Genomic DNA, 13,081 nt, shown 5'->3' with positions numbered 1-13,081 from the left:
TATGATTGACAAAAAATTACTCGATAAGTTTACAAAACCGGATCGTGTTGCCGTCCGCATCCGTGACATAAAACTCCCTCCGGCCCCAGGTCTGGTCCACCGGTCCCTGATGCACCTTCGAGCCGGCCCTGAGCGAAATGTCAAGCCCCCGCCCTATGTACTTCGCGAACAATGTATCCACATCTTCCACCCAAAAATAGACTACGGAGCCAAACAACCTTTCGCTTTCCGAGGTAGTTAGTTGCATGTTCCAGCCATCCCGGCCCAGGTCTACCACCGGCGATTCGGCATTATCATTCGGGTCGGTCATTTCGAAATCAAGCACCTCCGTGTAGTACCGGATAGCCTCGGCCATGTTTGTGACTTTGAATAGCGGGACGATCATAGCAACATATTAAGTTTTTACGGAACATTTTTTGGCATTATTGTATTTTATATTATATTTAATTAAATTATATATTACCATGAAGCCATTACCACTTACCGTCTTCGTCCTCGCGTTAGGCGCTTATATGACCGCCCGCGCGCAGACGCGCAAACCTGCATTGCCGGAGGACACCATCACCACGGAAATCATCTTGCAGGACTTGCTGTACCGCCATCCACCCGAAGTTGAAAATTTTTCACAAGAGAAGGTCTTTGGGCCCGTCGAGCGACAGCCGGAATACCCCGGCGGGACTCATGCAATGTACAAATTTATTGAAGCCAACCTTCGTATGCCTCGAAAGGCGAAAAACGCCCGGATTTCGGGGAGGGTATTTGTGAGTTTTCTGGTAAAAGAAACAGGCGAGATCAGCGATATCACCGTTTTGAAAGGGCTTGGATTCGGGTGTGACGAAGAAGCGGTGCGAATAGTGGGGTTAATGCCCAAATGGAAACCAGCCAGACAGTCTAACAAAATTGTCAGGGTCAAATACAATCTACCCATCTTATTTAATATCAACTAAAAGCCGAAAACATACATTCCGCATGCTTTCGGCCGATTATTAACCCACATTTCCCTCCTACAACGCAACCGTCCTCGTAGAAATACCAACGCGATTCAGAAAGTTAATGTGGCTGATGCAAATGATCAGATCGCCGATCTCGCTGGTCGTGAAATGCGTTTTGACACGTTCATAGGTTTCGTCGGAAAGGCCGTCGACCGAAATGTGCGTGATCTCTTCGGTCAGTTGAAGCACACTCCTTTCGGCCTCGGTGAACAGCGGGCTTTCTTTCCAGGCCGAAAGCGCAAATATCCTCCGGGCAGATTCGCCGATTTGCAAAGCCTCAGCGGTGTGGTAATCGATACAATAGGCACATTTATTGATCTGTGAAGCGCGGATCTTGATGAGCTCGATCAGGCTCCGGGGAACGGATGATGCGTATACGCGTTTTTCGATGGCAGACATGTGCGTCCAGTATTGGGGTTCTTCCTTCCAGACATCCAGGCGGTGTTTGACAACTTTTTGCATGATTGACATTGTTTTGTTTTGTGCTACAAAATTCGTCAGCCATGCGGAGGAACTTCTTAAACTGGTTTAAGAAAGGTATTTCTTCCGGATCTCACTGAGGTACTCGGGGGTAAAACCCAGGAACGAGGCCATCAGGTATTGCGGTACCCTTTGCAGGAAGGCCGGATATTTTTTGCTAAAATCCCGGTACAAATCCTCCTTCGACAGATCGTACATCTTACGCACCCTCATTTGCGAAGCCGCATACGCCCGCTGGAATACGAGATGAAAGTACTCGTTAAGTTCAGGAAATGCCGATAGCAGTTCTCGTTGTTGCGCGGCGGAAATAGCCAATACTTCGGTTGCTTCGATGGCGCGGATGGAAAATTGCGCAGTGCCACCATCCTGAAATGCCATAAAATCAGTAGTCCACCAGTTTTCCAGTGCGAAATCAATGGTTTGTTCCACGCCATTCTGCCGTAGGTACAGCAAATGAACACATCCTTTCACGATAAAAAACTTCTCATGACAACGCTGTCCTTCTTCGAGCAGCAACTCCTTTTTTTCAAAGGACCGCCTCACAAAGAAACCCCCGATCGCGTCGAGTTGCCCGGGCTTTACCGAAGAATATCGGGCAATATGGGTAATCAGTTCCTGCATAAGCGTGCTTCCGTTGTTGTGCGGGGTAAAAATAGCCACAATAATGCGCGCATAAACCCTTTAAACACCCGGGCCCGAAAATGTTTTCTTCCGGCCTTGGCGTTTCGTTGTGAATTGAAATAAGTAAATTCGCAACAGCCCTGTATCCAACTCCGGGCTTTAAGACTAAACTTCCTGAAAAAATGAAATTTGCAATCCACGCATTCCTTGCCGGTGCCACACTCACGCTTGCGCCATCGCTCTCGATCGCCCAGCAAACGGCAGCGCCGGCGGCCGGAGCCCCCGTTGAGACCAAAAAGCCCAACTCCGAGTACAAATCTGCTTTTGCAGGCCAAACCCGCATCGGCTCGGTCGTAACCAAAACCCCCTATGAGGGGAAAGTACTGACATCCTCCCTCGAAAGACCATGGGGAATAGCAGTGCTGCCCGACGGCAAGTTTATCGTGACGGAAAAGGGCGGGACGATGCGTATCGTGTCTGCAACCGGCGAAGTTGGGAAACCGATTGACGGTGTACCCAAAGTAAACAGCGACGGCCAGGGTGGCCTGCTCGGCGTTACGCTTGATCCCGCTTTTGCTCAAAACAGAATGGTGTACTGGGCGTTTTCAGAGCCGCTGGCTGACGGAAACCTCACAGCCGTGGCGAAAGGCAAACTTTCGGCGGACGCGACGAAGCTGGAAAATGTTAAAGTTATTTATCAGGCAACTCCTGCCTATAAAGGTACGCTCCACTACGGCGGCCGCGTGAAATTTGCGAAGGACGGAAACCTGTTCGTATCGACCGGGGAGCGCTCCGACCTCGTTACACGCCCGCAAGCGCAGGACCTCAACTCCGGACTGGGCAAGGTAATCCGCATTACCACGGACGGAAAACCTGCCAAAGGAAACCCGTTCATTGGCAAGGAAAATGCACGCCCCGAACTGTATTCATACGGACACCGCAACGTTCAGGGTCTGGCGATCAATCCGGTTACGGGCGATTTGTGGGAAACCGAATTCGGCCCAAGAGGTGGTGACGAGATCAACCGCGTATTGCCAGGCAAGAACTACGGCTGGCCAACCATCACCTACGGAATTGAGTACAGCGGCAAGCAGATTGGCGATGTGATTCAGCAAAAAGAAGGAATGGAACAACCGGTGTACTATTATGACCCCGTTATTTCCCCGAGTGGTATCACATTCTACGACGGCAAGCAAATACCCGAATGGAAAAATAACCTGTTCATCTCCTCCCTCAGCGGCATGCACGTTTGCCGGATCGTGATCAAAGACAATAAGGTCGTCGGCGAAGAACGACTTCTTTCCGGCGAAAACCAGCGTTTCAGGGACATTACCGAAGGCCACGACGGAGCGCTTTACGCCGTTACGGACCAGGGAAGACTATATAAAATCGGTAAAAAGTAATTTTCAGGAGCATTCTCCCGGAATAGCAAACCGACCCATCACCCGTCGCACCGGCAACAGCGTTGTCATGCGACGGGTGTTTTGTTGTGACAGCAATCTGGCACAGATTTTATCCATAAGCTGACCAAATCAGAACAAAAAATACCATGGACACCAGCGGACGACAAGTCACAAGTTATATTCACCGACCTTCAGGGCATCAGGCGCAGAGGCGTTTACAGGAAAGATCAGGGCTTTCAGGAAATTGCCGAGACAGAAATTCCACGCAAGGAGCAGTACTTTTTCCCGGAAGAAGATATTGCGCGCTGGGAATACGAACCGGAAAGCCAGTCGGAATAGGGGCACTGCCGTAAGGGAGCAGGACTTTGGTACACTTATTGCTGATTGCTCTCAAACACTGACTGTTATGGAAAACGTGAAGCCCATTGTTAAACAGGTTATCAAGATCTGGCGTCTGTATAAGACCCTGCAACTGACGCTGACGCTTGCCATGCGCCATGAAATCCCGTTCCGGATGCGGAAGCTGTTGAGCCGTGATTACATGATTTGCTCTGTGTTGAAGAAAGAAATGGCTAATCTGTACGACGCGCTCAAATGCTGCATGCAGGATGTTTGTATCACACGCCCCGATACCGGAGCTACCATGGTTGTGGACGTAAAAGGCAATGTAGAGCTGGCAATGGGTAAAATCGTCAACGTGCACCGGCAGATAATCGCAGAATACGAAACATTATTTGCGCTGGTCGATGGTTCTAATCTTAACCTTTCGTTGCTTCGACAGCATCGGAAACAAATGGCGCAAATGACGGATGATCTTTCGGCACAATCGGAAAGACTGGAACCGGAAGATCATCGCCAGAACTACGTTTGATGTGCCAGTGACCAGCGGGGTCACCGGATATCCCATTTGACTTTTCCTGCGAACGGGTCACTGCTCACTATATATTTGCTACCCTTTTTCAGGAGTACAAGCTCCTTTACACTTTCCAGGCCAGGCAGGAAAAGCTGCACTTTCGCGGTAGCACCGCCACCATAAGTTTGCAATTCGATCCGTGACCAGTCGATATCGCCGGTAGACTGCGCAACCTTTACGTGCGGAAGTACCGCGCCCTCGCGCACCATCATCACCACGTCGAGTTCGCCGGTTGCGATTTCATGCCAGCCGCTTCCGTAGGCCTTGCCGGTTTGGTAGTCGGTCCATTGGCCTTTCGGCAGGTAAACGCTACGTGTTTTGCCTGCTTCAAAAAGGGGCGCCACTAGCAGGTCCGAGCCAAGCATATACTCATTATCGACCATCCAGGCACCGGGATCGGCGGGGAACTCCACCAGCAACGCACGCACCATCGGCAATCCTCTTTCCGACGCGAGCTTCGATTGCGTATAAATGTAGGGCATGAGTTTGTACTTCATCTCCACTGCCTTTCTGAAATAGTTCTGAAACTCCTCACCGTATTCCCACGGCTCCTTGGGCGCCTGCCCATGCGTGCGGGTATGTGAGGCGAGTAGCCCCATCGGCAGCCAGCGACGGTAGAGATCTTCCGGCGTCTTCATGGTAAACCCGCCGATGTCGTGACTCCAAAATGTAAAACCCGATAACCCTAGCGACAAACCGCCCCGCAGCTGCGCTTCCATTCCCTTGTTCGTGGTTTCGGCGTCGCCTCCCCAGTGGATCGGGTAACGCTGGCTCCCTGCCCAGGTGCTCCGCGCCCAGATGATGTTATCGCCCGTCATTTTCCGGGTTAGTTCGGATACAATCTTGTTGTAGCGCAGCGGGTAGAGGTTATGTTCGTAAAAACCAGTGCGGCCCGAAGCATATAGACCCGATAATGGCGCAGCCTCCCCAAAATCAACCTTAATGGCCGAAACACCCAGTTTCAACAGTCCGGCTATTTTGTCTTCATACCACTTTACCGTATTAGGATTCGAAAAATCGAGCACCGCATCCTCGTAAGGGAGTGTACCATTGGCGTTTTTAACAGCCAGCCCTTTTTCCACAATTTCAGGATATAGCGCATTTTTAGGAACAAAATAAGGCAGCTGCCAGAGCGAGGTACGGAAACCCTGCTTTTTCAGGTCGGCGATCATGCCTTCCGGGTCCTTGAAACGGCTCGGAGCGAAACGGTAATCGCAGCGCCAGTCGGTTTCAAACCAGCCGGTGTCGAAATGGATTACATCCGACGGAATGCGGTTCTGGCGGAGTTTCGCGGCTACGTTACGGCCATCCTGCTCCGAAAAATAAGTAATGCGGCTCATCCACAACCCGAACGACCACAATGGCGGCATGGAAGCTTTGCCGGTGAGGTCGGTATAGGCATCCAGAATTTCCTTAGGTTGCCCCAGGAATACAAACAGGTCGAGGTTTTCATCGCCGATCTGCATCGCATTCGACTCCCCGTAGGTAGCTCCGAAATCACAGGTAATGGGAGCCGTGGTGTGCATGAACATGCCGTAACCGCGCGAGCTCATATAAAATGGAATGGGCTTGTACATGGTCTGCGTTTCGACGCCGTTGGGGTCGTGGGTCCAGAGCACCAGCTTCTGCCCGTTTTTGTCCAGGCGGGTAAATGACTCGCCGCAGCCGAAGATCTTTTCATCGGGCGAGATGGCAAACACCGCTGCCACGCTGCGCGAATAATCGGATGCCCGGCGGACAAACGAAAACGGCAATGTCGGCGTGTAGGAAGCCTTGCCATCGGCCTGGCTGCGGGTTTGGGTTAAAATCTTGCCACTGGCATCGCGGATAAGTATTTTCCAGGGGTTTTCATAAATGGTCACCGAGCCATACGCGCCGGTGTACTGGTGCCCGCCGTTAATCTTGCTATACTTCCACGAAGCATCCTTCGCAGGCTCGCCCGTAAGCATGAGCGACGGGCTCGGTGCGGGCCCCTGTGCACCTGTGTTCGCACGGATGCGCACCGTACGCGGGGAGGTGAATTCGACGGAAAATGGCAGAACCGGGTCCTGGGCGTATTCAATTGCCGGGAACTCGTTACTGAACGAGCGTTTGTAGCTCAACATCGAGTTGTTGAAGTTGTGGGCCGAAAACGGCTCGTTCCTCTTCCATTTGATCTTGCCAGCACCGGTAGCCGGGTCGAATGCGGCCAGACTGTCGGCGAAGAAAACGGTGTTGGAAAAATCGCGAAAATCATGGCTGATGTCGACTGGTTCGTTGATCAGCTTGCTGTGCCGGCCGCTCCCCGGCTGGGCGTCGGTGCTAAAAACCGTGACCAGCGTTAGTAAGAGGCTATAAGCTATAAGCTGCAAGTTGTAAAGTCTGTTGCGGACTGGGCGCTTTAAGTTATACATGGAGTGCTTTTCAAATGTGATGCCCGATATTTGCGGGCAATGATTTCCCTGAAAAACGCTACGCCCACGTCACGCAGGCGCACGAGATCCTGGTCGGGTAAGGTTCCAGTCACTTGTATTTGTCCGGCCACCGGCGGGCTACCCGGCAATCATATTGCGAGCGCCCAACCGATGGCGGATAATGGATTATTCGGCGTTGTACCTATTTTTTCACGATCCGGAAATTGTCCACGCTACCGTTAAAAGAAGCGATGGCCACATCCGCCGAACCGAACGACACTTTCAGGTCGGTAATCTTCGATACATCGGAGATGGTAGAGCCGGAAGCACTCTTGAACTCGGAAAGCTCGATAACCGCTGTTCTCCACCCGTTTGTCTGATAGCCTGCCGAAGCATATTCCGTAGAGTTCCAGGGCTGGAATGCATACACATATTCAGTGCCGCCGGCGCCGATGGTAATATCGTACTTCCCGGCTTTCCACGGTTCTGCGATATTATGTTCGAATTTGAATTGTCTGCTCCCTGCGTCTCCGGCCGCCAGTTTGAAGTCGAAATAGCAGGTGGAGAACACCCAGCCGTCGTTATAGCCGGCAGCGGGCAGTTTGGTTTGCTTGATCCTCGAAAACTTGCCCGAAATGGCCTGCGCGTCCGTTGCGGGCACAATAGGCGCCCCTCCCCAGCATACTTCCGATCCCCACGTAGTAGCGGGAATATCGAAATTGATCATATTGCCCGTGAGGTCGTTCATTTTAAAGGTAGTTTTCGTAGTTCCGAACTCTCCTTCAACCGTAATAATGTCAACCGCGGCGGTAGCGGGCATTTTGGCGGTAATTTGCTTTACCGTAGCGCTCAAAACCTGCAAACTGGTGGTACCCAGCTTCACCGATTTAATATTATAGAAATAATCCCCATTGATTACCACCGTACCATTAGCCTTCACAAACTCGGAATACAAACCCGAAATGACCGGTACCGGTGCCGTCAGCACGAAATCGTAGGTCGTCTCGCCACCTTTGGTAACCACCTTGATTTTGCTGGGCACAGCGGCGTCCACCGCTTTGGTAGGCGCATTGGCCGGAATGGTCACGATAATGTTCGAGTTACTGCCCAATGCGGAATTAAAACTCGCTTCGAAATCATTGAAATACACTTTCAACACGCTGCCCAGGTTCTGTCCCTGGATCACGATCAGGCTGCCCGGTTCGGCGGCGGTCAGGGAGCTGTCGGCTTTCGTGGGATCGAGCAGGCGCACTTTGCTGATGGTCGGCGCGCCATCGATGTCGTCGTCGTTACAGCTCTGGAAGGACAGCAGCATACCTGCCGCCAGCAATAGTCCCAGCGCCGTTTTGCATATATTTTTCAAATTCATTGTGATCAGGGATTTGGGTTAATCAACTAGCTTGCTGAAATCGAAAGCGACCGGCTCATTCTTCAACGAAGGCGCATTGACGATCTCGCTTTCCGGGAACGGCAGGTACAAGGTCGCGTCGGTCAGCGGGTAATACTCGGCCGGTGAATACGTCACAGTGTACTTTTTGGGATTGATAGAGCCCGCCATGTAGGTCATCGTATAGTTTTCCTTGTGTTGGGCTGCTGTGTAAGCGATCGCTTTGGCAGGATTGAAATAATACCAGCGCACCACTTCGTTCCAGGAATTACCCTCAAAAACCGTTTCCACCCTTCTCTCTCTGAAAATATCCTCGAAAGTCAGCGAAGTCTTCGCAGGCATTCCCGCTCTTTTACGCACGGCATTGAAGTATTCCAGCGCTTTTGCGTCGGCAGTTGTTGCGGCATTTCCCAAGACGGCGTCGGCATAAATCAGGTACACTTCCGCCAGGCGCAACATGTAGGAGTTGATGTTCGCAGCCATGAAGCCGCCGAGGCCGCCATTATCCGCCGGTGAGCCGATAATGTACTTTTTAATGGCCGACAATGCAGCCGGACGGTTGTATTTCAACCCGCCGGTCCCTTTCTGGATATTAGGGTAAACATCGGTATCGAACATGGCAATCGCCTTTCTGCGCAATGAATCGGCCGGGTTTTCGGTGAAATACTTCACGAGGTCGGCCGAAAGCCCCTGTGCCGCGCCCCAGCCGTCGCCCGTGCCGGTAATATTGGCATCGTAGGCGAAATATGCCTGGAAAGAGTTGTTCACGCCCCACGGGCTGCTCACGGGCATCCATTGCAGGGAGAAAAGGCTCTCAGGATTGTTCTTCGAAGCATTGTTGTTCGCGCTCTCGAACAGCTCCCCATACGTAGGCGCCAGCGAAAGGCCGCTTTTGGTGATCACGCTTTCCGCATAGTATTTCGCACTGTCCAGGTCAGCCTGTTTACGGGTACCGTTCTGGTTCAGGCCCGAGCGCATCAGGTACATACGGGCTAGCATTCCTTCGGCCGAATACTTCGTCAGACGCCCCTGTACCGCCGTTGCAGGCAGGTTTTCAGCAGCGAAGCGGTAGTCTTGAATGACGAGTTTCCACACATCGTCGATCCGGTTGCGGACGGGCGGCGTGTTCAGCTGCGCCACGTTGTCATATACAATGGGAACCGCGCCCCAGTTGGTTACCAGGTAATAATAGGCCGTAGCACGCATAAAACGGCATTCGCCCAGTCCCTGCGCCTTTACGGCTGCCGAAGCAGTGCTGCCCTGGGCCTCTTTGATCGCCTTGTAGGCATTGTTGCTCTGCGCGATGATCTTGTAAAACGACTTATAACCAGGCAGTAACGTACCCACGTCTGTCGACGGGACCGCATGCTTGATATAGGCCGTGCGGTCGTTGGAATTGAGGTTCCCGGCGCGCGCCTCCTGGAATGCCATGTTGGCCTTGTCGTTAAAATCGAACCAGACAATGTTGTAGAGCGGGGCTGTTCCGGCCAGGATTTCGTCGTTGGTTTTGTAAAAGTTACCCGACGTCATCGCGTCCAGCGGCGGGTGGTTGAGGAATTCCTCGCCGCACCCCTGCAAGAGCATCATCGCCCCGATAGCCGCTATGAATCTGAATTTGAATTGCATATGGAATATTTTTTAAGAAAAATTGACGTTGGACCGGCCCGCTTAGAAATCGGCCAGCAAACCGAATGAATACATGCGCACGGAAGGGTAACGGCCCGTATCGATCCCGGCCATCACAGTACCGCCATAGTTCACCATCCCTATCTCCGGATCGTAGCCTTTGTATTTCGTGATCGTGAACAGGTTCTGCGCACCCACCGAAGCCCGTAAGCCCCTGATGAAGAAGTCTTTCAACATCGATTTCGGGAAGTTGTAGCTGAGCGTGATGTTTTTCAGGCGCACGTAGCTGCCGTCCTCAATGAAGTTGGTATTCATCCGGTTGTTGCCATTCGGGTCGCCCGGCGCGATGCGCGGGATCGTGTAACCCGGATTGGTGAGCGTAACAGTTTCCGCGTCGCCCGCATTGTAGCTGCTCGGCTTCGCGTAGTTAGCCACCGATTTCCACTGGTTGCCAAACACACCGCCATTACCGGGGATTTCGGCACGATAACGTGGGTAGTTGAGAATATCGTTCTTGAAGCTTCCGGTCAGGAATGCATTCAGTTCGAAATTCTTGTAAGTCATATTGTTGTTGAAACCGAGGGTAAATTTCGGCCATGGGTTACCGATCACGGTGCGGTCCTCGGCGTCGATCACGCCGTCGCCGTTCAGGTCGCGGAACTTGGTGTCCCCTACCCAGCTACCGGTTGCAGGATTGATCGTCAATTGACCGTTCGAGGTCTGCACGGCGTGGTTCTTGATATCGTTCGCATCCTGGAAAAGCCCGTCGGCTACATACCCGGTGATCATGCTCGCGGGCCGCCCTACTTCGGTTTTGAAACCTACCGAAGTCGCATTCCAGATTGGCGTGATCGGGTTCAGCAGCGAGGTCACTTTGTTGCGGTCAAACGAGAGGTTAATACCCGTTTTCCAATAAAAACCACCTTTGTCGATGTTCACGGTATTCAGCGTAAAGCCGATACCACGGTTTTTCATCGAGCCCGCATTCACGGCAGGCCAGCTCAAATAACCCGGCGAATAAGCGATGTCGCCGCCGTACGTGAATGGGTAGGAGTTTACGGTAATGAGGCTGGTAATGTTCTTAATGTACGCATCCGCGATCAGCTCCAAGCGGTTGCCGAACATGTGCAGGTCAAGTCCTCCGTTGATCACGTCGTCCTTTTCCCAGGTAAGGAACTCATTGGCGAAGTTGGACGCCAGAAAGCCGGTTCCCCAACCGGTGGGCACAGTTTGCAAGGTCGAGAAGATCGCATTGCCACCGCTGCCCTGATTACCGGAGCGACCTACTTCGAAACGCAGTTTCAGGCCGTTGATCTCTTTCACATTTTTCAGGAACGGCTCCTCCGACACACGCCATGCCACCGACACCGCCGGGAAATTACCCCAGCGACGGCCTTCGCGGAATGCCGACGAACCGTCCATCCGGTAAGTTCCCTGCACGAAATAGCGCTCCTTGAAGCTGTAATTTACACGGGCAAAATACGATTCACGCGAGCCGCCGCCTTTGCCGCTTCCGTTGCTCACATTAGAAATCACGGAAGCATCCCCTCCGGAAAGTTCTTCAATGGTATTGGTAATGAACTTCTTACGTGTTCCTGTGAGCGACTCGTAAGCAAACTCCTGCGCCTCGTGACCGGCCATCAGGTTGACACCATGTTGTCCGAGTTCCAAATCATAGGTTAATCGGCTATGCAAACTCCACCATGTATTTGTATTCACCGAGCGGGTCGAGGTGGCCGCGTCCTGCGACACCACATAACCGCCGATGGTATACGACGGGTGGAATGAATAGTATTTCAAAAATTCGGCGCTACCGTTGGCTTCGGTGTGCCAGGTGAGATTCTTGGCCAGTTTCACATCCGCGAAAAGGCTTCCCAGGATCGACGTCCGGCGGTTGTAGTCATTGTAGATCTTCGAGATCATCACCGGGTTCGTAAACTGGAATTGCGTGGAGGTAGGCCCGCCCCAGCTGCCGTCGGGATTGGTCACAGGCACGCTCGGGTTCTGGTCGAGGGCGAGCTGGATAATGCCGCCATTATTGGTATTCACTTTTTCTTCGGTAATACCTACGCTCATATTGGCACCGATTTTCAGCCAGCTGCGGGTCTGGTTTTCGAGGTTCAAGCGGCTGTTGTAGCGTTTGAAACCCGAACCTTCGACGATACCTTTCTGGTTGAAATACTCTCCCGACAAATAGTAGGTCGATTTCTCCGTACCGCCACTAAGCCCCAGCGAGTATTTTTGAAGGGTAGTAGGCCTGAAAAGCGCGCTCTGCCAGTCGGTACCATTGCCGAGCACCGACGGATCTGCAAATGCCGGGTCGCTGGCGGTGCTACCCACTGCGGCCGCTTCATTTCTGAACTGCGCATACTCCCGCAGGTTCATTACATCAATATGCTTAGGCTCAGCCTGCACGGTTACGAGTGAGTTAAATGTAATCTTCGCCTCGCCCGCCTTACCGCGCTTGGTGGTGATCATCACAACTCCATTGGCACCCACGGCACCGTAAATAGCTGTGGCCGAAGGTCCCTGCAAAACGTTGATCGTCTCGATATCGTCGGGGTTTATGCTGGAAAGGATGTTAGAAAAGCCTGTCGGACGGTTGTTAGGGTCGTCCTTCATATTATCCGGCTTGATCTGCACCCCATCGATCACATATAGTGGCTGTGTAGTACCCGTCAAAGAGCTCAGACCGCGGATCAGTACCGACGGCGCCGCTCCCGGCTGGCCGGAGTTCTGCTGCACCAGCACGTTGGCCGCGCGGCCCTGCAAGCCTTGTTCGAGGGAAGTATTAATGGTTTTGCTCAGATCCTTGCCCGAAACAGTTACCTGCGAACTCGAAACGTCGGTCTTCTTCATTTCTCCATACCCTACTACCACCACCTCGTCCAGAGAAGAAATGCTCTCTTTCAGTTTAATGTCGATTTTTGTCTTGTTCCCTATCGGCGCTTCCTGCGTTTCATACCCGATGAAGGAAAACACGAGCGTACTGCCCGACGCTGCTTCAATCGAAAACGCTCCATTGGTGTTGGTCGTCGTACCGTTGGACGTTCCCTTCACCACCACACTCACACCGGGGATACCATCGCCTTGCTCCAAGGCAACGACCGTCCCCGTAATAACCCTTTTAGCTTCCGACTGCGCGAATGCGCCGAAGGCAGTACCCATGATCCCCAATGATAGAAGGAGAGGTCGTAGCAACCCGGCCAGAAAGCGCGAACGCCGCTTTATCCGCCTTGTTTCGTACAAATTTTGTTGCATGTTGT

At 52.5% G+C, this 13,081-nt stretch carries 10 protein-coding genes; 3 read left to right on the top strand and 7 right to left on the bottom strand.

The genetic code is table 11. The features are described 5' to 3' along the window. Positions 1-16: 16 nt before the first annotated feature. On the bottom strand, positions 17-385 hold the full coding sequence (locus ACTJJJ_RS01970; RefSeq protein ID WP_440701302.1) for a glyoxalase superfamily protein: 369 nt from the start codon (positions 383-385) through the stop codon (positions 17-19). A 79-nt stretch (positions 386-464) separates the two neighbouring features. On the opposite strand from ACTJJJ_RS01970, the gene ACTJJJ_RS01965 reads away from it, so the two are divergent. Next, positions 465-947: an energy transducer TonB gene (locus tag ACTJJJ_RS01965; protein WP_440701301.1), complete on the top strand. Its 483-nt coding sequence runs from the start codon at positions 465-467 to the stop codon at positions 945-947. A gap of 57 nt (positions 948-1,004) precedes the next feature. Here the strand turns inward: ACTJJJ_RS01965 and ACTJJJ_RS01960 are convergent, their stop codons facing one another. Then, positions 1,005-1,454 (bottom strand): carboxymuconolactone decarboxylase family protein, encoded by a 450-nt coding sequence (locus ACTJJJ_RS01960; RefSeq protein ID WP_440701300.1) that lies wholly within the window; start codon positions 1,452-1,454, stop codon positions 1,005-1,007. 66 nt (positions 1,455-1,520) lie between these two features. After that, positions 1,521-2,093, bottom strand: coding sequence for a Crp/Fnr family transcriptional regulator (locus tag ACTJJJ_RS01955; RefSeq protein WP_188932294.1), 573 nt, complete (start codon positions 2,091-2,093; stop codon positions 1,521-1,523). Positions 2,094-2,275: 182 nt separating this feature from the next. On the opposite strand from ACTJJJ_RS01955, the gene ACTJJJ_RS01950 reads away from it, so the two are divergent. Next, the gene (locus tag ACTJJJ_RS01950) at positions 2,276-3,496 is read left to right on the top strand and encodes a PQQ-dependent sugar dehydrogenase (protein ID WP_188931236.1); all 1,221 of its coding nucleotides are present in this window, start codon (positions 2,276-2,278) and stop codon (positions 3,494-3,496) included. Between the two features lie 406 nt (positions 3,497-3,902). Further along, positions 3,903-4,367, top strand: coding sequence for a hypothetical protein (locus tag ACTJJJ_RS01945; RefSeq protein ID WP_440701299.1), 465 nt, complete (start codon positions 3,903-3,905; stop codon positions 4,365-4,367). Between the two features lie 20 nt (positions 4,368-4,387). Here the strand turns inward: ACTJJJ_RS01945 and ACTJJJ_RS01940 are convergent, their stop codons facing one another. From ACTJJJ_RS01940 to ACTJJJ_RS01925, 4 genes are all read right to left on the bottom strand, one after another. Continuing rightward, complete coding sequence (locus tag ACTJJJ_RS01940) at positions 4,388-6,802, bottom strand: TIM-barrel domain-containing protein (protein ID WP_440701298.1); 2,415 nt, start codon at positions 6,800-6,802, stop codon at positions 4,388-4,390. A 202-nt stretch (positions 6,803-7,004) separates the two neighbouring features. Beyond that, entirely contained in the window at positions 7,005-8,171 is a 1,167-nt protein-coding gene (locus tag ACTJJJ_RS01935) for a glycan-binding surface protein (RefSeq protein WP_426295030.1), read from the bottom strand. Positions 8,172-8,189: 18 nt separating this feature from the next. Continuing rightward, complete coding sequence (locus tag ACTJJJ_RS01930) at positions 8,190-9,815, bottom strand: RagB/SusD family nutrient uptake outer membrane protein (protein ID WP_426295031.1); 1,626 nt, start codon at positions 9,813-9,815, stop codon at positions 8,190-8,192. Positions 9,816-9,857: 42 nt separating this feature from the next. Then, the gene (locus ACTJJJ_RS01925; protein WP_440701297.1) at positions 9,858-13,076 is read right to left on the bottom strand and encodes a SusC/RagA family TonB-linked outer membrane protein; all 3,219 of its coding nucleotides are present in this window, start codon (positions 13,074-13,076) and stop codon (positions 9,858-9,860) included. Positions 13,077-13,081 lie beyond the last annotated feature (5 nt).

The sequence above is a fragment of the Dyadobacter sp. 22481 genome (genome assembly GCF_052044875.1).
Taxonomy (GTDB): domain Bacteria; phylum Bacteroidota; class Bacteroidia; order Cytophagales; family Spirosomataceae; genus Dyadobacter; species Dyadobacter endophyticus.
The sequence above is the reverse complement of the archived record's forward strand: the minus strand, read 5'-3'. Positions and strand labels throughout refer to the sequence as shown.

Coding starts and splice junctions, on each gene's coding strand:
- ACTJJJ_RS01940 (WP_440701298.1), bottom strand. CDS start 6,802: ATGTATAACTTAAAGCGCCCAGTCCGCAACAGACTTTACAACTTGCAG.
- ACTJJJ_RS01955 (WP_188932294.1), bottom strand. CDS start 2,093: ATGCAGGAACTGATTACCCATATTGCCCGATATTCTTCGGTAAAGCCC.
- ACTJJJ_RS01935 (WP_426295030.1), bottom strand. CDS start 8,171: ATGAATTTGAAAAATATATGCAAAACGGCGCTGGGACTATTGCTGGCG.
- ACTJJJ_RS01950 (WP_188931236.1), top strand. CDS start 2,276: ATGAAATTTGCAATCCACGCATTCCTTGCCGGTGCCACACTCACGCTT.
- ACTJJJ_RS01945 (WP_440701299.1), top strand. CDS start 3,903: ATGGAAAACGTGAAGCCCATTGTTAAACAGGTTATCAAGATCTGGCGT.
- ACTJJJ_RS01965 (WP_440701301.1), top strand. CDS start 465: ATGAAGCCATTACCACTTACCGTCTTCGTCCTCGCGTTAGGCGCTTAT.
- ACTJJJ_RS01925 (WP_440701297.1), bottom strand. CDS start 13,076: ATGCAACAAAATTTGTACGAAACAAGGCGGATAAAGCGGCGTTCGCGC.
- ACTJJJ_RS01970 (WP_440701302.1), bottom strand. CDS start 385: ATGATCGTCCCGCTATTCAAAGTCACAAACATGGCCGAGGCTATCCGG.
- ACTJJJ_RS01960 (WP_440701300.1), bottom strand. CDS start 1,454: ATGCAAAAAGTTGTCAAACACCGCCTGGATGTCTGGAAGGAAGAACCC.
- ACTJJJ_RS01930 (WP_426295031.1), bottom strand. CDS start 9,815: ATGCAATTCAAATTCAGATTCATAGCGGCTATCGGGGCGATGATGCTC.